The organism is Chitinophaga sp. (genome assembly GCF_036569185.1).
Lineage (GTDB): Bacteria > Bacteroidota > Bacteroidia > Chitinophagales > Chitinophagaceae > Chitinophaga.
The window spans coordinates 57,554-77,450 of the sequence record NZ_DATCRD010000354.1 but is presented as its reverse complement, the minus strand read 5'-3'; the positions used below and the strand labels follow the sequence as shown (position 1 = coordinate 77,450).

General features: G+C 45.9%; 17 protein-coding genes. 8 read left to right on the top strand and 9 right to left on the bottom strand.

The window, feature by feature from the left end; all coding sequences use genetic code 11:
• Positions 1 to 4: 4 nt before the first annotated feature.
• Together VIM72_RS27185 and htpG are read right to left on the bottom strand one after the other, a co-directional pair.
• Positions 5 to 796 carry a prolyl oligopeptidase family serine peptidase gene (locus VIM72_RS27185; protein ID WP_332005956.1) on the bottom strand — a complete coding sequence of 264 codons (792 nt, stop codon included), beginning with the start codon at positions 794 to 796 and terminating at the stop codon, positions 5 to 7.
• Between the two features lie 155 nt (positions 797 to 951).
• Positions 952 to 2,781: a molecular chaperone HtpG gene (gene htpG, locus VIM72_RS27180; protein ID WP_332005955.1), complete on the bottom strand. Its 1,830-nt coding sequence runs from the start codon at positions 2,779 to 2,781 to the stop codon at positions 952 to 954.
• Between the two features lie 296 nt (positions 2,782 to 3,077).
• Between htpG and VIM72_RS27175 the strand changes: the two genes are divergently transcribed.
• From VIM72_RS27175 to VIM72_RS27140, 8 genes are all read left to right on the top strand, one after another.
• Entirely contained in the window at positions 3,078 to 6,362 is a 3,285-nt protein-coding gene (locus tag VIM72_RS27175; protein WP_332005954.1) for an Ig-like domain-containing protein, read from the top strand.
• A 203-nt stretch (positions 6,363 to 6,565) separates the two neighbouring features.
• Positions 6,566 to 6,916 carry a 30S ribosomal protein S6 gene (gene rpsF / locus VIM72_RS27170; protein ID WP_332005953.1) on the top strand — a complete coding sequence of 117 codons (351 nt, stop codon included), beginning with the start codon at positions 6,566 to 6,568 and terminating at the stop codon, positions 6,914 to 6,916.
• Between the two features lie 4 nt (positions 6,917 to 6,920).
• The gene (rpsR, locus tag VIM72_RS27165; protein ID WP_079470050.1) at positions 6,921 to 7,193 is read left to right on the top strand and encodes a 30S ribosomal protein S18; all 273 of its coding nucleotides are present in this window, start codon (positions 6,921 to 6,923) and stop codon (positions 7,191 to 7,193) included.
• Positions 7,194 to 7,199: 6 nt separating this feature from the next.
• The gene (rplI, locus tag VIM72_RS27160) at positions 7,200 to 7,646 is read left to right on the top strand and encodes a 50S ribosomal protein L9 (protein ID WP_106527275.1); all 447 of its coding nucleotides are present in this window, start codon (positions 7,200 to 7,202) and stop codon (positions 7,644 to 7,646) included.
• A gap of 177 nt (positions 7,647 to 7,823) precedes the next feature.
• Positions 7,824 to 8,702, top strand: a complete 879-nt coding sequence (locus VIM72_RS27155; protein ID WP_332005952.1) for a hypothetical protein — start codon at positions 7,824 to 7,826, stop codon at positions 8,700 to 8,702.
• A gap of 35 nt (positions 8,703 to 8,737) precedes the next feature.
• Positions 8,738 to 9,361 carry a rhomboid family intramembrane serine protease gene (locus tag VIM72_RS27150; protein ID WP_332005951.1) on the top strand — a complete coding sequence of 208 codons (624 nt, stop codon included), beginning with the start codon at positions 8,738 to 8,740 and terminating at the stop codon, positions 9,359 to 9,361.
• 54 nt (positions 9,362 to 9,415) lie between these two features.
• Positions 9,416 to 10,141 (top strand): hypothetical protein, encoded by a 726-nt coding sequence (locus VIM72_RS27145; protein WP_332005950.1) that lies wholly within the window; start codon positions 9,416 to 9,418, stop codon positions 10,139 to 10,141.
• A 50-nt stretch (positions 10,142 to 10,191) separates the two neighbouring features.
• Positions 10,192 to 10,593 (top strand): hypothetical protein, encoded by a 402-nt coding sequence (locus VIM72_RS27140; RefSeq protein WP_332005949.1) that lies wholly within the window; start codon positions 10,192 to 10,194, stop codon positions 10,591 to 10,593.
• A gap of 200 nt (positions 10,594 to 10,793) precedes the next feature.
• Here the strand turns inward: VIM72_RS27140 and VIM72_RS27135 are convergent, their stop codons facing one another.
• The 7 genes from VIM72_RS27135 to nuoK all read right to left on the bottom strand — a co-directional run bounded on the left by VIM72_RS27135 (position 10,794) and on the right by nuoK (position 19,896).
• Entirely contained in the window at positions 10,794 to 11,897 is a 1,104-nt protein-coding gene (locus VIM72_RS27135) for a D-TA family PLP-dependent enzyme (RefSeq protein ID WP_332005948.1), read from the bottom strand.
• A gap of 34 nt (positions 11,898 to 11,931) precedes the next feature.
• Positions 11,932 to 13,245: a gluconate:H+ symporter gene (locus VIM72_RS27130; protein ID WP_332005947.1), complete on the bottom strand. Its 1,314-nt coding sequence runs from the start codon at positions 13,243 to 13,245 to the stop codon at positions 11,932 to 11,934.
• A gap of 48 nt (positions 13,246 to 13,293) precedes the next feature.
• Positions 13,294 to 14,571, bottom strand: a complete 1,278-nt coding sequence (locus VIM72_RS27125; protein WP_332005946.1) for an ABC transporter permease — start codon at positions 14,569 to 14,571, stop codon at positions 13,294 to 13,296.
• 146 nt (positions 14,572 to 14,717) lie between these two features.
• Entirely contained in the window at positions 14,718 to 16,091 is a 1,374-nt protein-coding gene (locus VIM72_RS27120) for an NADH-quinone oxidoreductase subunit N (protein WP_332005945.1), read from the bottom strand.
• 64 nt (positions 16,092 to 16,155) lie between these two features.
• Positions 16,156 to 17,592, bottom strand: coding sequence for an NADH-quinone oxidoreductase subunit M (locus VIM72_RS27115; protein WP_332005944.1), 1,437 nt, complete (start codon positions 17,590 to 17,592; stop codon positions 16,156 to 16,158).
• Positions 17,593 to 17,625: 33 nt separating this feature from the next.
• On the bottom strand, positions 17,626 to 19,524 hold the full coding sequence (gene nuoL / locus VIM72_RS27110) for an NADH-quinone oxidoreductase subunit L (protein WP_332005943.1): 1,899 nt from the start codon (positions 19,522 to 19,524) through the stop codon (positions 17,626 to 17,628).
• Positions 19,525 to 19,578: 54 nt separating this feature from the next.
• Positions 19,579 to 19,896: an NADH-quinone oxidoreductase subunit NuoK gene (gene nuoK / locus VIM72_RS27105; RefSeq protein WP_079469422.1), complete on the bottom strand. Its 318-nt coding sequence runs from the start codon at positions 19,894 to 19,896 to the stop codon at positions 19,579 to 19,581.
• Position 19,897: the final 1 nt, after the last annotated feature.

Here is a 19,897-nt window from a genome sequence, read left to right as displayed (position 1 = left end):
GCTTTTATTTATGCTGCTTTAGCAGCCAGGTATAGAGATCCTGGTTAGCGTATGCCCTTGTCCAGGCATCATGCCCGCCATTCGGATATTCTGTATACTGCACATTATTCCCCAGTGCTCTCAGCTGCTGTACCAGCACGCGTGAATTTTCCACATTTACAGTAGGATCATCTGCTGAATGGAAAACCCATACAGGCATAGTTTTCAGATTTTTCATCCGGTTTATATCTCCTCCACCGCTGATGGGTACAATAGCAGCAAATTTTTCAGGATGTGCGGAGCTCCAGTCCCAGGTGCCATAACCTCCCATACTCAACCCCGTAAGATATACCCTCGCAGGATCCACATGATATTTATTAACTACTTCCTTATACAGGACATCCAGGTACTGTGGGTTCCACCATCCGCTGAGGCATTGTGGCGCTATAATCACAAATGGTTTCCCGGTGGCTACTTTTACCAACCCTACCTGCTTTATCACATCAATATTATTCCCCATCTCCCCTACTCCATGAAGAAAAATTACGATCGGCCATTTATAATCTTTCTTCTCATTATAACCATCGGGGATATAGAGCACATAATTGCTGATATTTCCACCTTTAGTGTCTATTTTTTGCACCGTAATGCCTGTTTGCTGTAGAGGGAAAGTGTCGCCGGCCGGCGGAGGTTTAACCGGTACAGTGTCTCCCGGTGGCTGCACGGGATTAGCTGTTTCAGTTTTTGAACAGGAAAAAAGTGCGAGCGCACTCAGCACAAAGACATGGCATAAAATTTTAATTGCTCTTTTTTTCATATAACTACTACCAACTAAAAGTCCCCCGGCATAAGCCGGGGGACAGGTTTTTACAATATTTTCTTCCTTCAGTTTCTTTATTCAGGCAGGGGATCCTGCTGCAAATAAAAACCAAAAAGAATAAACACTGTCAATTTATTTATTGTGTAGCGTTATTACTTTTTTTCGCCCATTAATTCCACGCTTCTGTTCACAAATGCCGTGAGATCTGCACCTGTCAGTAAGTTCTGCGATAACAATGCCAGATCCGCCAGGTTCTTTATCTGTTTCTGCTGCAATGTATTATCGCCCTCTTTCAGAATTTGTGTGTAAACGGGGTGGTTTGCATTAATGGTCATATTTATTTCATCGGGCATGTTGGCGTACCAGTTCATTCCGCCGCCGCCCATAGCTGCCATATCTTTCATACGGCGCATCAGTTCCGGACGGGTTACAATTACCGGTTGCGCGTCAGCACTGAGCCCTTTCATTTCTACCTTAATATTGGGCTGTGTTACCTGGTTACCAAACAGCTCTTTCAAGGTACTCTCCTGCTCGGCAGATAATACAGTAGTGGTATTTTCTTCTTTATCAATCAGGTTATCAGCGATATCCGCATCTACACGGGTAAAGGATATATTTTCCCATTTCATTTCCATGTTGTTGATGAATGCCGCATCCACCAACGTTTCCATCTTCACTACTTTAAAACCCTTACTTTTTGCTGCCTGCACATAGCTGTCCTGCTGCACGGGATTAGTAGCATATAATATCACCAGTTTCTGTTCCTTATTTGTTTGCAGCGCTGCAGTAGCAGTGCGGTATTCTTCCTGGGTATAAAATTTACCACCGTCCACATCTTCCATGATAAGGAACTTATTGGCCTTTTCCATGAACTTATCGTCGGTCATCATACCATACTTCACAAACAGTCCGATAGAGTCCCATTTTTCTTCAAAGGAAGCCCGGTCGTTCCGGAATATTTCATCCAGTTTATCTGCTACTTTCTTTGTGATATGCGCATTGATCTTTTTCACATTGGGATCACCCTGCAGGTAACTGCGGCTAACGTTCAGCGGGATATCCGGGCTATCGATCACCCCATGCAGCAACATCAGGAATTCCGGAACAATGTCCTTCACTTCATCTGTTACATATACCTGGTTGGAATACAGATTGATCTTATCTTTCTGCATTTCATAACTCTTATTGATCTTCGGGAAATAGAGGATACCGGTGAGATTAAACGGATAGTCAACGTTCAGGTGAATCCAGAATAAAGGAGGCTCCGCAAACGGGTACAATTCTTTATAGAAATTCTGGTAATCTTCCGTAGTTAATTCGCTTGGTTTCTTTGTCCAGGCCGGAGTGGTATTATTGATCTGTGTTCCTTCAAAGGTAACAGGAACAGGCAGGAATTTACAGAACTTTTCGAGGATAGTGCGGATACGTCCATCTTCCAGGAATTCTTCGCTTTCCTCATTGATGTGCATTACGATTTCGGTTCCCCTGTCGGTCTTGCTGATTTCTTCCAGTTCATATTCGGGGCTTCCATCACATTCCCAACGTACTGCAGGCGCTTCTTCCTTCCATGATTTTGAGAAGATTTCCACCTGGCTGCTCACCATAAACGATGAATAAAATCCAAGTCCAAAATGCCCGATAATATTAGTGCCGTTCTCCTGTCCTTTATATTTTTTCAGAAATTCCTCTGCGCCTGAAAAAGCTACCTGGTTAATGTATTTATCCACTTCCTCTGCAGTCATACCGATACCGTGATCTGCTATAGTAATGGTTTTCTTTTCCTTATCTACTCTTACATCAATAGCAACGTCTCCCAGTTCTCCTTTGAATTCTCCCACACTGGCCAGGGTCTTCAATTTCTGGGTAGCATCAACGGCATTACTTACCAGTTCGCGGATAAAAATTTCATGATCTGAATACAGGAACTTTTTTATAATCGGAAATATGTTCTCTGTCTGAACACGTATTGCACCTTTTTGCATTGATTATCTGATTTTTTTCAGATTTTTTTCAAAGTGTATGCCAGTGGGAGTTAGGCTGACAAGATGACAAGTAAAACCCTGGAATTTAAATCCGGCAGGGGGAAATATTCTCTGGGATTATCTATTCCCCGTTGAAAGTGCTGAAAAAAGGGCAGCCAGGAAACGAATATAAAAAATCACCATATCACTTTTCTTTCAAATTAACAAAATAATCATATTTAAAAAGCCCGGGGCAACGGTTTATTCAGTAGATTTATTGCACCGAAATCTGATTCCCCAATTTTTCAAAAATTACTATGGAAAAACCTCTACTTTCTTTATTATTTATTGCTTCCCTTTTCTGCGGTAGAGCAGGCGCCCAAACCAATCCGACGGCACAGCCATTGCCTTATGAACAGAATTTCGACGCGTTGCCGTCGTCTGCTACCGTATATCCGGCAGGATGGCAGGGATGGTTGCTCAGCGGCAGCCCATCCGGCAGCTTTAATACGGGGGCTCCTGCTTCGGATAAGCCGCTGATAAGTGGCAGTGCCTCCTCTACCGCCAATGGTGTTTATAACTATGCCGGCAAACTGGGGTTCTTAAACAGCGGTAGCGCCGACAATTCACTGGTGTTATCCCTTAGTACCAGCGGTCAGCAAAATGTGCGTGTAAGCTACGACGTTATGACCATCAGGAATCCTTACGATGGTAATTCCAATACAAGAATTAATGAGGTAGTAGTGCAATATCGTATAGGCGTTACCGGTGCCTTCACCAATATTGGTGAAACTGCTTATCAGAACGATACAATCCAGCAGACAGGTTCCGGTGTTACTTTACCACAACACCTGGTGAACATGCTGATAACGCTGCCGCCGGAATGCAGTAACCAGGCGGTAGTACAGCTACGCTGGGTGAACCGCCAGATCAGCGGCGCAGGCGCCAGGCCGGGATTTGCGGTTGACAATATCGCCGCAACGGGAAGTGGCAGGGACACCACTCCTCCGGTAGTCAGCTCCCTGGAACCGGCTAATGCAGCCGCAGATGTATCGCCTGTTACATCTCCCGAAATTACTTTCAGCGAAAATATAAAAGCAGGCAACGGGTATATCAGGTTGCACAACAGCAACAACGGGCTAACAGACAGTTTCCCGGTAACCGGCAGCGCAGTTATTATCAATAATAATACGCTTACGCTGAAACAAATCCTGCAACCCCACCATCACTATTATATCACATTGGATAGCGGGGTGGTAAAGGATCTGTCGGATAACAACTTTGCAGGAATCACGGATACCACACAATGGCATTTTACTACAGGGAACCAGGAACTGAGCTATAACTTCAACGACTGTACGCCAACAGGTAGCAGCCAGTTGAGCGGAGGTTTTACACAATACAGTGCAACTGGTGCACAGCTTTGGGGCTGTACCAATTTCGGACAGCAAAACACCAATGGTGTACAGATAAACGGTTACAGCGGAGGCGCTGTTGAAAATGAAGACTGGCTGATATCTCCTGCGTTCGACCTTACCGGGATGCAGTTTCCGCTGCTGCAGTTTTATAGCCGTACCGCGTTTACCGGGCCGGCGCTCAGCCTGCGTGTTTCCACGAATTACCCCGGCAGCGGCGATCCCCGCAACGCTACCTGGACAACACTGAACGGGCGGTTTCCTGAGCCTGGCAGTGATGTATGGACCTTGTCTTCCGGCATTAATCTCGCCGCCTACAAGCAATCTGCAGTTTATATCGCCTTTGTGTACACTTCCGGACCGACTGTGCAGGCCGCGCGATGGACAATTGATGATTTCAGTATTACCGATACCACCGCTGCACCGGCGCCAAGCCTGAACAGCAGTCCGGCCGCCATTGATTTTGATTATGTGAAATCAGGGCAAACTTCAGACCCGCAACGCATCGGCTTCTGGGCAAATGATTTTACCGGGGATCTGAAGATCACTGCCCCGGCAGGTTTCAAAGTATCGGCAGACAGCAGCGGCAGTTACAGCAGCCAGGTGATCTTCACCGCCGCCACATTAGCCGAAGGCCCGCAGGAAGTATGGGTAAAGTTCGCGCCCACTGCTGTTGACCAGGCTTACAGCGGCAACCTCACATTTAATTCCACCGGGTTCTCCGGCCGTTCTGTTGCCCTTAGCGGTACTTCGCTGCGATCATTGAAAGTGGTTAACTGGAACATAGAATGGTTTGGCAGCCCGGTACAGAACCCGGCCAATGATAGTTTACAGCAGGCCAATGTAACCACTATCCTTAAAAAGCTGGATGCCGATATTTTTGCATTGGCTGAAGTGGTGGACACTGCCCGTTTCCGCGCGGTGGTAAGCCAGTTACCAGGGTATAGTTATGTGTTATCTGATTTCGGCTCTTATGCCGATAGCATCACGGATGTTGATTATGTAGCGGCACAGAAGCTGGCATTTGTATATAAAACTGCGGTGATCCGCAAGATCAGTACCTATGGCATATTAAGACGGGGCGGCAGCAGCAACGCGTATTATAACTGGTCGTCCGGCCGGTTCCCGTACGAAATGGAAGCCACTGCGAAACTGGGTAATGATTCCGCCCGGATCCGGTTTATTTTATTACATGCCAAGGCCAATACGGGTACAAAGCCGGAAAAGATTGCCTCCTGGAACCGGCGTAAAGACGGGCTGAAGGAATTGAAAGATACACTGGATCTGCAATACCCGTATAGCAATATTATTATGCTGGGAGATTTTAATGATGATCTGTCCAAAACGATTACTACGGAATTATTGCCGGATACCACCACTTCGTATATCGACTTTATCCGCGACAGCATTAATTACCGGCCACTTACGCTGCCATTAAGTTTATCCGGGCAGCGTTCCACGGTGAGTTATGCATCTGTGATAGACAATGTGATCAGTTCCAACGAAGTGGGCGTAGCGTATTTGCCGGCATCTGCACGCATACAAACCCAGGTGGCCGGACTGGTGAGCAGTTATGGTACCACTACCACAGATCACTACCCGGTATTGAGCCGCTATAACCTGGGCATTTTAGCGAATCCGTTACCTGTGGAAAACTTTGATGCAAAGGCAGACGGGGGCAAGGTGCTGGTTAGCTGGCATACCCCTTACGAGATCAACAGCAATAATTTCGTGGTAGAGCGTTCCCGGAACCTCCGGACTTATGAGCCGGTGGATACAGTAATGGCACGGGGTAGCAGTGCGGAAGGATCTGATTATATTTCCTATGATGAGCGGCCATGGCCCGGATTTTCTGCCTACCGTTTAAAAATAACCAGCCTGGATAGCACCGTAAGGTACAGCCCGGTTAAAATGGTACTGGTTACTGATAAAGATCGCTGGCTGAAGTTGTTATGGTCCATCTTCGGGCACCAGTTGCAATACTGGCTCGACTGGCCCCGCAGCGGCGATGCCAGTGTGGCATTGATAGATATACAGGGCAGGGTTCGCTACCAGGGCAGAACTGCGCTGATAAAAGGCAGAAACTACCGAACCATAGCCGTTGACCAGCTGCCATCCGGTATCTATTTCCTGAGGATACAGTCGGGCGAGCAGGTGCAGGTAACAAAGATTCTCATTAACCGTTAAGCTTTTTTGAAAAAACCATGCAAAAAGAAGCCGTTCTGTGAAAGCGGGACGGCTTCTTACATTTGGTTATCAATCGATTACGCATTACTCTCTATAAAAGGCAAGATATTTAGGGAAATCGGCCGTTCCTGTGTGGAAATAAGGAATAGTTCTGTATCTTTGCGGTCCTAATTTTTTAATTAAACCATTTAAAACAGGGAATTATGAACTACGAATTGATGGTGATCTTTACCCCTGTGCTTTCTGAGGACGACTACAAAGCCGCCCAAAAGAAGTTCGCTGATATCATTAAAGATAACGGCGGAGAAATCACGCACGAAAATCCCTGGGGATTAAGATCACTGGCGTATCCTATCCGGAAAAAGACTACAGGAATGTATGTTGTTCTGGAATACAGTGCGCCATCCGACCTCAATGAGAAGCTGAAAATCCAGCTGAATCGCGATGAAAATGTATTACGCCACATGATTACTGCACTGGACAAGCACGCTGTTGCTTACAACGGTCGCAAAAGACATGGGGTGAATGCTGAATCTAAAACCACTGAAGCTTAAAATTATGGCAGTTAAACCTAAACAAGAAATTAAGTACTTAACAGCCGTAAAAACTGAGAAACGTCAGAAAAAATACTGCCGTTTCAAGAAGTTGGGCATCAAGTACGTAGATTACAAAGACGCGGAGTTTTTGAAGAAATTTTTGAACGACCAGGGCAAGATGTTGCCACGTCGTATTACGGGTAACTCCCTGAAATTTCAGCGTAAAGTAGCCCAGGCTATTAAGAAAGCTCGTCAAATGGCTTTATTGCCTTATGTTACTGACCTTTTAAAGTAAGAAGTTATGCAAATTATCTTAATACAAGACGTAGATAACCTGGGTCAGAAGAATGAACTGGTTAACGTAAAAAATGGTTACGCCAGGAACTTCCTGATTCCCCAGAAATTTGCGGTAGAAGCGAGTCCTTCTAACATGAAGCAACTGCAGGAACGCCTGAAAGTGCAAAAAGTGAAAGAAGAGAAACTGCTGGCTGAAATTGCGAAAGTAGTTGAAGTGCTGAAAGCTTCTCCTGTAAAAATTGGCGCTAAAACCGGTACTTCCGGTAAGATCTTCGGTAGCGTGACCGGTGTTCAGATTGCCCGTGCAATTAAAGAGCAGAAAGGTTATGAAATTGACCGTCGCCGCATCCACATCCTGGATGATGTAAAAGAACTGGGTACATACAAAGCACGCCTCGATTTCGGTAAAGGCAACGAAACCGAACTGGAATTTGAAGTGGTTGCTGAGTAATATTCCAACCTGTTGGAAAAAAGAAAATCCCTGGCTAAATCAGCCGGGGATTTTTTTATATCATAATGATTTCATTTGGATTCTATTAACGAATGGCAACAGAGTTGTTGGCAGAGTAGGTCTACCGCGAAAAATTCAAATCTTATTAGTATTTTCATATCATATTCCGCCATGAGTATGAAAATTGTAATTTATTCCTTTATTATCCTTGTTACTGCCTCGGCCTGCAGTACAAGAAATCATCGCCCGGGGCTACCCCGGCTCACTGCAATCAGTATCCAGGGTGACGTTATCCCGCAGTATACCTTCCGGTACGACCAGCAGGGCAACCTCGCCGAACTGGTTTACCACCGGCAACAGGATGATACCAGTATCAGCACCTTCTCCTATGATCGTTCCCACAGGATTACCGGGATGGTGTTATCCAACCGGGAAAATAATATCACTGAAATAAAAGAGCGTGCCAGGGTAACATCCTGGGATAATGATGGCAATATTGCCACCGTACAGTATTTTGACGCCCGGGAACGCCTGCTTCGCATAGCGGATATACGCTGGAAGAACGGCGTGCCCGCTGCCATGAAATATTCCGATTCCACCCAGGCGGTAAGCTGGAATTATGATTCGGACCATCCTGTCAGAAAAGACATCAGCATAGATAATTTCGCCGGTAAAAAAGCAGATACCCTGATCACCTTAAGAACCACGAAGTACGAATGCGAAGATTCAATTAATCCATTACACCCCCTGGTAAACCAGTTGCTGCTCAGTCATGCAGTAGCGCCAGCAGTAAATCCCTCCCCACAGGGCGACTTATCAAACGCCTTTTTGCACCTGAATACCCACAATCCTTTTCTTGTAAAAATTACCGAAAAAGAAAAAGCCCGCTGCAAGGAACATTTGCTGGAATACGAGCGCTCCACCACTGTTCAGTATGCCTACTATTACAACGGCGGCCGACAGTACCCGGCAGGCGCATGGGTACATTTACACAGCGAAGGGTTCACCAGGCTGGGAAGCGATAACCATTTTGCACTTCAATATCAATACGAATAACGCGCAATTGGTGTTTTTTCATTAACTTTTAGGAGATGAAAATCACTGACCGATTAAAGGCGATGCCGGTTACGCTGGTGTTGATCGGCATAAACGCACTGGTGTTTTTTTACACTACACTAACAGGAATGAATATATGGTGGGGCGATGGCACACATCTGCTGCATGCCGGGGCCAATTACTGGCCACTTACCATCGGGCAACATCAGTATTGGCGACTATTCACCAGTATGTTCCTTCATGCGGGGCTGGCACATCTTTTCACAAATATGCTGGGGCTTTTTATCGGCGGCATATTCCTTGAACCGGTATTACGTGGTTTCCGTTATGGCCTGGCCTATGTGGTCACAGGATTAATATCCGACTATGTCAGCATCTGGTATCATAAAAGCGCAGTAGGTGTGGGAGCTTCGGGAGCTATTTTTGGTATTTACGGCGTATTCCTGGCGCTGCTAACCACTTCCCTCTTCCCTGCCGAAATGCGGAAGGCATTCCTGGCTTATATCGGCTTGTTTATAGCGCTGAATGTAATTGCGGCTGCAGTTTCACAAGGTGTGGATAATGCCGCGCACCTGGCTGGTTTTCTAAGCGGCGCGCTTACCGGGTATCTTTTCTTTTTCACGTTAACAAAAGCAGACGGAGAAAGACTCTCCGGCTGAGCCTCTTCCGAAATTCTAATTACTTACATTTGTATACTCAAACGCAAGAAAAAGATGATGAATAAGTTATGGTTTCTGCTGAGTGCATGCGCAATAATGATATTGAGCTGCAAAAGCAAAACAGCAGACAAAGCCAGCACCGCTGCCAACGATTCCACACCTCCCGCCATTAATAATACTCCTGACGATACCGTTCAGCTGGGTAATAAAACCTTCTTCGTTTACTTTATTGAAAAAGCAGATTTCGACAAATTTCCGCCGGCGCCCGTCGATTCCAACGAAACAGATGTGCTGGCAAAAGATACGCTTGTAAAAAGAGAAGGCAATAAACTGACCATCCGCCTGGAAAATGGAAAACAAAGGATCATGGCCAATAATAACAGTGATGGAGAGGATTATATAGGCTATACCTATGCCGGCAACTATCCCACTATTAAAAGAAAAGGCTTTTTTGTTTCCTACTATGAGGGCAGCGCCTTCGAACTGGTGAATGTTATGAATGGCGATTCACAGGTAACCTGGTCGGCTCCCGCAATTTCGCCGGACAAAAAATATATCCTCACTGCATCAATGGACCTGGTAGCCGCCTTTGACCCGAATGGATTTCAACTCTTTTCAGTAAACGGCAACGATATAAAAGCGGTGGGAGAAGCCGGTATTGACGACTGGGGCCCGGGCCTTGTGCACTGGATCAACAACAAAACCGTTTTGTCTGAATACATTACCATTGATGAGGAAGGAAATACACAAATACGCTATGTAAAAATGGTGATGCAATAACAGTATTCAGTATATTTAGAGAGAGATCAACAACATCAAATCCACGCCTCATGAAAAAACTGTTCACCGCTGGTTTATTAATGGCACTGGCTTGTTGCTATACGGCTTTTGCTGCGCCTTCATCCATCACTCCGGTATTTCAGGCGCCCACCATGAATATAGAAGGCACTGCCAGCTCTATTGTCAGTAAACTGGATAAATCGCTGATGCTTACGGATGCGCAGAAGCCACGGCTACTCAATATTGTGACCAATTACCTGCGGCAAAAAGTCAATATCCAACCCTTACAGCAAAGCAACCTGAAAGCATATACGACCAAGATGAACAGTATGCAGAATGGATTACATGCGAAACTGAAGCCACTGCTCACCCTTTCACAATACACGGAGTTCCTGGGATTGAAGCCCAAAACTTTTGATGATACCAATGTTTTATCGCAATTATACTACTAAACAAAAGAAGGGTGTATCAAAAGTCTGATTCACCCTTCTTTTATTCGGGCACCTGATGGAGAGAATTTTCGGTATGGCATTATCAGCACCTTCAAACTACTTTTGAGATAGCCTCTTCCTTTATTCGGGTACCTGATGAAGGTTGGCCCCCGTTTAAACAAAGCTCGGCGCTTTCATCTATTTTTGATACATACGCTTTATTAAATGATAATCTGCCTGTCGCGCGCTATTATACGCCAGTTAGCCGTTACCGCATTATGTGTAGCCACATAGGCTTTTTCATACAATGCCACCGTGGGACAAATATGCTTTGGTACCCCATACAACACAGTGCCAACCGGGTATAAAGAAGCATTCTCCACTTTCAATACCAGGTGCTCTTCACTTTGCGATACAGGCACCGCTTCCGGCGCATTCAGGAATTGCACCCGTGGCTGCGGGTTCTCCGCTGCCACCGATTTATGGCCAAGATCACTACAGATGTGCTGACCATCAATCACTGAAATCACACGACTGATCACCAGTGCGGCCCATTTAAAAGACTGCTCCGGCAGGTTGGCCGCGTACCCTGCATCCCAGAAAACAAAAGTACCAGGGCTACAGGTAACACCTTTCCTTGCAGCATGCACCGGGAAAGTAGGCGTACCGCCTGCAACAATGTCTGGCGGTGGAAATCCGTTATTTACAATAGCCCCGGCCAACGTGGCAACGGGCGCATAGGCTGCATCACAACGTTCTTTTCGTATGCTCATGTCCGTATCATGCAGGTGCCCGTCGTAAGCATGCAGCCCTACCGGTACCACCCCAGGTAATGTATCCAGGTATTTATACAGCTCCAGCGCTTCCTGCCCGGGTTTGATACCGGTACGGTTCATACCAACATTCAGATCCACGTACACGGGCAAACGGTGGCCCTGTGCAGAGAAAACCTCGCTGATAGCCAACGCGGCATCAGTATTATCAGTAACGCATGAAAACGCAGTTTGCGGATACTTTTGTACCAGCTCCAGTAAACGCACTATCTTCGGTCCTACCGGCTGGTAAGCCATTAATGCATCCTTTGCATTAACCATCCCCAGCATCTCTCCTTCAGCAATAGTGGCAAATTTGAATTTTGTAATCCCTGCTTCCATGATCAGCTGTACCACCTCGGCGATCTTGCTCGTTTTTACGTGTATCCGTAAACGTTGTATATCATCTATCATTGTTTTTAACAATGAAACATTCTCCTTTATCCTGTCTTCATAAATAACAATCGCGGGAGAATCAACCTGCGCTGCATTTGTAAGCTGATACCATTCCATACAGAAATTTTTAAATTACGTATAGTCTTTGAAGTTATACAAACAAGCTTAAGATCAGGCATCCTATCAATCCGGTAACCGACACAATAGTTTCCATTACTGACCAGGTTTTGATCGTATCTTTTACAGTTAAGTTAAAGTATTCCTTGAACATCCAGAAACCGGCGTCATTTACATGTGAAAACATCAGGCTGCCAGCCCCGGTGGCTAATACCATCAGGTTAGCATTTACACCGGAAGCAGCTATCATTGGCGCCACAATTCCCGCTGTGGTGAGGCCGGCCACCGTTGCAGATCCAATACACACCCTGATAATAGCGGCAATTCCCCAGGCAAGTATCAACGGGTGCAGGTGCATATTCTGTAATGTAAGCGCAATGTAAGCGCTCACCTTACTATCATGCAGTAATTGGGTAAGTGCACCGGAGCCTCCTATTACGAGGATAATAACGGCCACATCACGCACAGCATCATCCATTACCCCCATTACTTTTTTTGGAGGCATGCCTCTTCTTAATCCAAGTAAATACATGCCGTTGAGCACGGCCAGCAACATCACTATTAAAGGATCTCCCAGCCAGTTGGCCAACCTGAAAAGAAAGGTTCCTTCCGGTATCCATAATTTCATTAAAGCCGTAACTGCCAGCAGGAATACCGGCAGCAATGCAGCAAAAAGACTTACAAACATTCCCGGTAACTGCTCTTCCGGGATAGGAGGCGCCACAAACATTTGCCCGGGGGGATTGGTATAGTGTTTCAGGAACCGCGAAAATACCGGTCCTGCCAGGATGATGGCAGGAACAGCCACCATAAAGCCATATAACAAAGTAAGCCCCATATTTGCATGGAACTGTTGTATCAATGCAGTTGGAGAAGGATGCGGAGGTAAATACCCATGTGTAACTGATAAAGATGCCAGCATCGGGATCCCCAGGTACACCACCGGCAATTTTGTACGTGCCGCCACTGTAAAGATCAGTGGCACCATCAATACAAACCCGATGTTATAAAATAAAGGGATGCCTACTATAAATCCAGTGAGCATCAGCGACCATTGTACGTACTTTGGGCCGAACAGGTTCATCAAACCACCGGCAATCTTTTGCCCCGCCCCGCTTTCCGCCACCAGCTTTCCCAACATGCTGCCAAAAACAATGACTACAATCAGGGAGCCCAGTGTTTTGCCAATACCGGTTTGAATAGACTGTGTGATGTCTGCCACGTTCATATGTAACGCCAGGCCCATCAGCAAAGACACAATAAGGAAAGAGAGGAAGGTATTTAAACGCCACCAGGCCACCAGTATTACCAGCAAAAGAATGGCCGCAATAACAATTAATAAGGGCATACAGCTGTTGTTTTACATGAACATGGAAAACAACAAGATAATAAAATATTATTCGTATCTCAAGGCAATGATAGGATCTAATCTGGAAGCCTTATAGGCAGGATATAAACCGGAAACGAGCCCTACTGCAGCACAAATAGATACCCCCACGAAGATCCAGAACCAGGGCACAATAAAGGAAGATTCAAGTATTGCGGAAACGATATTTCCCAGGAGCATGCCCACAAAAACACCGATCAATCCCCCCATCACACTGATAATGATGGATTCATACAGGAACTGGGTGCGTACAACATGACTGGTAGCCCCCAGCGCTTTGGTGACGCCTATTTCGCGTGTTCTTTCCGCTACAGACACCAACATAATATTCATTAAGCCAATAGCAGAACCAAACAGTGTAATAAAAGCGATCGCAATGGCAAAGAGGTTTACCTTCCCTAAACTGGAAAAGAGCATTTCGGCGATACTATCGCTTTTGCTGATCTCAAAATTATCTTCTTCATTGATATTCAATCCCCGTATAATGCGGAACAACCCGGTAGCTTCTCCCTGGGCAGCATCCATCTGTTTAATATCCTTCACAGCCACTGCAATCTGGTAGCTGGCATTAGGCCGGTTAAATACCCTGCGGGTATTGTTCACCGTGGTGATCACGACATTATCGGCACTCATCATTTTACTGCTGCCTTTTGACTTCAGTACACCTATCACACGATAACGGATATCCCCCACCCGGATAGTATTATTCACCACATTCTTTAACTGTTTGCCAAAAAGTTTTTCCGCTACATCAACACCAAGGATCGCTACATTTCTTCCGGACTGTACATCCAGCTGGTTAAAATCCCTGCCCTGTGAAATTTCATAATTGGAGATCTGGAGGTAGTGCTCATCGCCTCCTATCACCTGTACATTGGGATTGGTTTTCTTATCGTCCTTGTAAACTGTGGCAATGCCGGTAGCCTGGAGAGACACGCTTACGGTAGCAGGAAACGTATAGCGGTCGCGGAATGCCACCGCTTCCTGGTAACGGATAATTTTATTACTGTTGGATTTCTTTACCTTTTTTATATTCTTGTTTCCTTTAGAAGCCTTCCTGTCATCATCCCCGATATGCACCTGCATCCCGCGGTTACGGATAGAGAAACTGTTGGCCCCCATACTTGCAAAACTGCTGTAGATACTGCTCTTCATACTGTCGATGGCCGTAAGGATCCCTACAAGCACCGTGATACCCAATGCAATGATAGACACAGTAAGACCTGTGCGCAACTTGTTGCTGGTTACAGAACGGTATGCCAGGGAAAAAATATCTCTTGATTGCATAATAAAGGGTTACCTATAAAGTTAACGTAATATACCTATTTAATCCATTCAATTTGGGATGAACGGCGTGTAGTATAAAAGAGAAGACCGAAGCGGATCATTTAAATCGCTTCGGTCTTCCCGGTTATTTTATAAGCCAACAGCTTTTACAGCCAGCATAATAACAGGTTGGGGAACAGGCCCAATACCAGTACCAGGGCAATAGCCAGCACCAGGGCAGCTTTAAAGCCACCGGAAACGGGTTCTACTTCAGGTTCGCCCTGTTTAAAATACATGGCGATGATCACCCGGAAATAATAGTATACGCTGATGGCAGCACACAACACCGCGATCAGTACCAGCCATAAAATATGACCATGTTCAATAGCGGCAGATAAAACAAAGTATTTGGCAAAGAAACCGGCGGTTACCGGGATACCTGCCAGGGAGAACAGGAATACTGCTACCGCTGCGGCCAGTAAAGGCTGTTTGCGGGCCAGGCCGTTGAACCCTTCAAAGGTATAGTCTTTCAGTTTCATCAGCACTGCAAACACGCCGATGGTAGCAATACTGTAAGCAGCAGCATAAAGGATGATTCCCTCTGTCCCCCTGTTGTTCATTGCTACTACTGCAAACAGCATAAAGCCCGCCTGTGCAATACTGGAATAAGCCAGCATGCGTTTTACACTTTGCTGGAATACTGCGCTGAAGTTACCAAGTACCAGGGTAGCAGCAGTGATAATGGAAAGGACCAGCGTCCAGTGTCCGCTGATGTTACCTCCCGCAAAGCTGCTGTGGAACATCCGCAGGAAAGCCACAAATCCGCCCGCTTTTACTACAGTCGACATAAAAGAGGTGAACACAGTAGGAGATCCGTCATATACATCCGGTGTCCAGAAATGGAATGGTACTGCAGATACTTTAAAGGCAAGTGCAAATACCATCAGGATGATACCGCATAACGCCAACGGGTGTACGCTTTCTGCACCCAGTCCCAAACCGGCAATATCGAAAGTGCCGGCAGCGCCATAAATCAGGGTAATACCCATGAGCAATATACCGGTAGAGAAAGACCCCATCAGGAAATACTTCAGGGAAGCTTCATTACTTTTCAGGCTTTTCTTATCAGCACCCGCAAGGATATACTGCGGGATAGACATAATTTCAACCGCCAGGAACAACATCAGCAGGTTGCTGAATGAGGTGGCCAGCGAAATACCTGCCAGGATAAAAAATATCAGTGCGAAATAATCGGCCACATGTTCTCCTACCTTTTCAAACTCACTGCCTGATAACAGGAAATATAACAAGGTGGCGCCCAATGCTACTGCATTGAACAGCACACCAAATTTGGTCACTTCAATCATACCATACATAATATACCCGCCATGCTCTGCAGACGGATATTGCGCCAGGTTAGCAATAAATGCTATGAGGATGGCCGCGATGGCAAAAAATTTAATATGCTGCTTATTGCGTACAAATAAACCAACAAACATCAGTACAACGCCCGATAAAGCAGTAGAAATTAGTGCATTCATATTTTTGCGTTACAAAACCCCGTTACAAATTTTTCCATTCCGGTATTCAGCTGATAGCTGAAGATCAGAATAATTTACTTACCACTTCAGATGTGCCGCTCACCAGGTCCAGCATAGGTTTGGGATAAACGCCCAGCACTATGATCATGATCACCACCAGGCTCAAAGCCAGCGTTTCACCAGGCTGCAGATCTGTAGTAGTTGCGGTCAGTTCATTTCCCTCGCCAAATATCACCTTCTGAATCATACCCAGGGTATACACAGCAGAAAGGATAATACCTAAGCCGGCAAATGCCATAAACCAGTGATTATATTGGAACAATCCGCTGAACATCAGGAACTCCCCAATGAAACCATTGGTAAGTGGTAAGCCGATGTTAGCCAAACTGATAATAACGAGGAAAATAGCCATACGCGGCGCTTTTTGCGCCATGCCGCCCATCTGGTCCAGGTTTTTGATACCCAGGCGGTTCTGGATTACTTCCACGATGATCCACAAGCCAATGATATTGATACCGTGGTTAAACATCTGTACCATTATACCCTGGAGGCTTTGTTCGTTATTGGCGAAAATAGCTGCGCACATCAAACCGATATGGGCTATGGAAGAGTAAGCAATTAACCGTTTCAGGTCGTTTTGTACCATGGCGATGCAGGAGGCGTAAATAATGCCGATGATACATAATACAATCGCCACATCAGACCACATGGCAGCGCCCTGTGGCAATACCGGCAGCAGCCAGCGGATCACGCCAAACAAACCCATTTTCACCATTACACCGGAAAGGATCATGGTAACAGGCGTAGGCGATTGCTCATAGGTATCGGGTTGCCAGGTATGAAAAGGGAATACCGGCATCTTAATGGCAAAGGCCACAAAGAACAACCAGAACAGCCATTTCTGGTCTTCCGGGTTCACCTGCATAGTGGTGAAGGAAGTCCAGCTGAAAGAGTGATCCGGTGTTTGTGAATAGAGGTAGATAATACCTACCAGCATCAGCAGCGAGCCCAGGAAAGTGTATACAAAGAATTTAAAGGTAACCGTGATCCGTTTTTCACCACCCCACAAAGAGCAGAGGAAATAAACAGGGATCAGGGCCAGTTCCCAGAATATGTAAAACTGCAGGGCATCAAAAGCGGTGAACACACCGGTTAAGCCGGCCTGCGATAATAACATCAAACCATAAAAGACATTTGCCTTTTCGTAGCTGCGGTTATAAATAGTAATGAAAACAAGCAGGGAAGCAATCGCTGTAAGTAAGCAAAGCATCACACCCATTCCATCTAATCCAACACGGAACTGACTCCCCAGCTGCGGAATCCAGTTGGCAACAAAGTTCAGGCTGTCGGGAGCAGTACGAAAGCGGCACCACGATCCGATTGCTATCACCACTGTTGCCAGCGATGAGATCATGCCCAGCACTTTTGGCCCGGATCCCTTCAAACCAAATGCAATAAGGCCCGCTATGAAAGGAATCAATATTAATAAAACTGTCAACATAATTTATCTGCGCTTGTAACTTCTGCTATTGGTTTATAATAAGAATCCGATCACAAATAATAAGATCATACCGATGACCATCGCAAAGATGTAAAATCCTACCTGTCCGTTCTGTACCAGGCGGATCTGCTGCCCCCCCCATTGTACACCGCGGCCTACGCCGTTCACCAGTTTGTCGATACCCGCTTTTTCCACCACATCGCGGAAGAAACGGGACAATTCATACAATGGCTTTACGATAATAGTATCATACAGTTCATCTATATACCATTTGTTTTCGAGCACTTTTGCCAAACCAGTACTTTCCTGACCTGCATCTTCAAACTTCGTGAATTTCTGACGAGCCAGCAGGATAAATACAATTACCAATACACTGCTCACTCCCATCAGCAGCCACTCAGTGTTGTGCGACAGGTGATGTTCCACAGCGAAAGGCGCAGACGGTGCAAACACCGGCGCCAGGTATTCTGCCAGCATGTTCTTCGTTCCAAAAACTTCCGGTAAACCAACATAACCACCTACCACTGAAAGTACTGCCAGGATCACCAATGGAACAGTGATAGCAGCAGGGCTTTCATGCAGGTGATGCTCCTGTTCGTGGGTACCGCGGAATTTACCGCTGAAAGTGATATAATATAAACGGAACATGTAGAAAGCTGTCATCAGCGCGCCTATCAGACCCAATACATATAGAACGGGGTTGTTGGCAAACGCTTCTGCCAGGATCTCATCTTTGGAAAAAAAGCCGGAGAAACCGGGAATACCTGCAATAGCCAGGCATCCTACGAAGAATGTCCAGGCAGTGGTAGGCATAAACTTTCTGAGCCCACCCATTTTCCTGATATCCTGTTCACCACCCATTGCGTGGATCACGGAACCGGAACCGAGGAACAGCAGGGCTTTGAAGAAGGCGTGCGTCATTACGTGAAACACCGCGGCTCCATAAGCGCCCACACCCAGGGCCAGGAACATATAACCTAACTGGCTCACGGTTGAATAAGCCAGTACTTTTTTAATATCATTCTGCTTTAATGCAATAGAGGCGGCAAACAGGGCGGTAGCGAGACCAATAACAGCAATCACCGTTTGTATATGCGGCGCCAGGGTATAGATCACGTTGCTGCGTGCAATCATATAGATACCGGCGGTCACCATCGTAGCCGCGTGGATCAGGGCTGATACCGGCGTAGGACCTGCCATCGCATCCGGTAACCAGGTATATAAAGGAATCTGTGCAGATTTACCCATGGCGCCTACAAACATCAGCATGGCAATAGCGGTGATAATACCGTTGTTCATGCCCAGTGGCGCTGCTTTGGCAAATACTTCAGGGAAAGTAACCGTACCAAACTGCAGGATCATGAAGAAGATGGCGATCAGGAAACCAAGGTCGCCGATGCGGTTCATCACGAATGCTTTTTTTGCTGCATTGTTATAGCTGGTATTTTTAAACCAGAACCCGATGAGGAGATAAGAACAAAGACCAACACCTTCCCAGCCAATGAACATCATCACATAGTTGGCGCCCAGCACCAGTATCAACATGGAAAAGACGAACAGGTTGAGATAAGCGAAATATCTTGCAAAGCCTTCATCGCTCTCGTCGTGCATGTAAGAAGTAGAGTAGATATGGATCAGCGTACCAACGCCGGTGATCACCAGCAGGAACAAGGCACTCAGCTGATCTACCTGGAAGGCGAAAGGAATCTGCAGGGAGCCTACAGATATGAAATCAAACAGGTGCACTGTTTGTGCGGAAAATCCCGGGGCTTTAACTTCCAGAAATATTAATAAGCTAATCACAAAGGACGCCAGCACTGCGCCACTTCCAACAAATCCTACCAGGGACTTGGATAAAAATCTGCGTCCCAATCCATTCACCAGGAAACCCAATAATGGTAAAAATGGTACCAGCCAAACAAGATTAATCATTTATCAATTCTATTTACGACGTCGAAAAATTTAATAATTGAGAAAGCAGAATTATTAATTTTTCAGCCTGTTAAGAATGTTAATATCTACTGAGTGTGTGTTTCTGTATACCATCGTAATGATAGCCAGTCCAACCGCCACTTCTGCAGCTGCTACCACCATTATAAAGAATACAAAGAGTTGTGCAGAACCGGCATCTACCCTGCCTGCATCTGCCCACATCTTGGAAAATGATACCATCAGCAGGTTTACTGCATTCAGCATCAGCTCTATGCACATAAAAATAATAATCGCATTTCTGCGCATCAGAACACCCATCACACCTATGCAGAACAAGGCGATACTCAGGAATATGTAATATTGAACAGGCATA

What these genes read in the sequence shown, in the direction of transcription:
- nuoL (WP_332005943.1), bottom strand. Translation starts at nt 19,524, where the DNA reads ATGATTAATCTTGTTTGGCTGGTACCATTTTTACCATTATTGGGTTTC.
- VIM72_RS27175 (WP_332005954.1), top strand. Translation starts at nt 3,078, where the DNA reads ATGGAAAAACCTCTACTTTCTTTATTATTTATTGCTTCCCTTTTCTGC.
- rpsR (WP_079470050.1), top strand. Translation starts at nt 6,921, where the DNA reads ATGGCAGTTAAACCTAAACAAGAAATTAAGTACTTAACAGCCGTAAAA.
- VIM72_RS27130 (WP_332005947.1), bottom strand. Translation starts at nt 13,245, where the DNA reads ATGCCCTTATTAATTGTTATTGCGGCCATTCTTTTGCTGGTAATACTG.
- rpsF (WP_332005953.1), top strand. Translation starts at nt 6,566, where the DNA reads ATGAACTACGAATTGATGGTGATCTTTACCCCTGTGCTTTCTGAGGAC.
- VIM72_RS27145 (WP_332005950.1), top strand. Translation starts at nt 9,416, where the DNA reads ATGATGAATAAGTTATGGTTTCTGCTGAGTGCATGCGCAATAATGATA.
- VIM72_RS27150 (WP_332005951.1), top strand. Translation starts at nt 8,738, where the DNA reads ATGAAAATCACTGACCGATTAAAGGCGATGCCGGTTACGCTGGTGTTG.
- VIM72_RS27125 (WP_332005946.1), bottom strand. Translation starts at nt 14,571, where the DNA reads ATGCAATCAAGAGATATTTTTTCCCTGGCATACCGTTCTGTAACCAGC.
- rplI (WP_106527275.1), top strand. Translation starts at nt 7,200, where the DNA reads ATGCAAATTATCTTAATACAAGACGTAGATAACCTGGGTCAGAAGAAT.
- htpG (WP_332005955.1), bottom strand. Translation starts at nt 2,781, where the DNA reads ATGCAAAAAGGTGCAATACGTGTTCAGACAGAGAACATATTTCCGATT.
- VIM72_RS27140 (WP_332005949.1), top strand. Translation starts at nt 10,192, where the DNA reads ATGAAAAAACTGTTCACCGCTGGTTTATTAATGGCACTGGCTTGTTGC.
- nuoK (WP_079469422.1), bottom strand. Translation starts at nt 19,896, where the DNA reads ATGCCTGTTCAATATTACATATTCCTGAGTATCGCCTTGTTCTGCATA.
- VIM72_RS27120 (WP_332005945.1), bottom strand. Translation starts at nt 16,091, where the DNA reads ATGAATGCACTAATTTCTACTGCTTTATCGGGCGTTGTACTGATGTTT.
- VIM72_RS27135 (WP_332005948.1), bottom strand. Translation starts at nt 11,897, where the DNA reads ATGGAATGGTATCAGCTTACAAATGCAGCGCAGGTTGATTCTCCCGCG.
- VIM72_RS27155 (WP_332005952.1), top strand. Translation starts at nt 7,824, where the DNA reads ATGAAAATTGTAATTTATTCCTTTATTATCCTTGTTACTGCCTCGGCC.
- VIM72_RS27185 (WP_332005956.1), bottom strand. Translation starts at nt 796, where the DNA reads ATGAAAAAAAGAGCAATTAAAATTTTATGCCATGTCTTTGTGCTGAGT.
- VIM72_RS27115 (WP_332005944.1), bottom strand. Translation starts at nt 17,592, where the DNA reads ATGTTGACAGTTTTATTAATATTGATTCCTTTCATAGCGGGCCTTATT.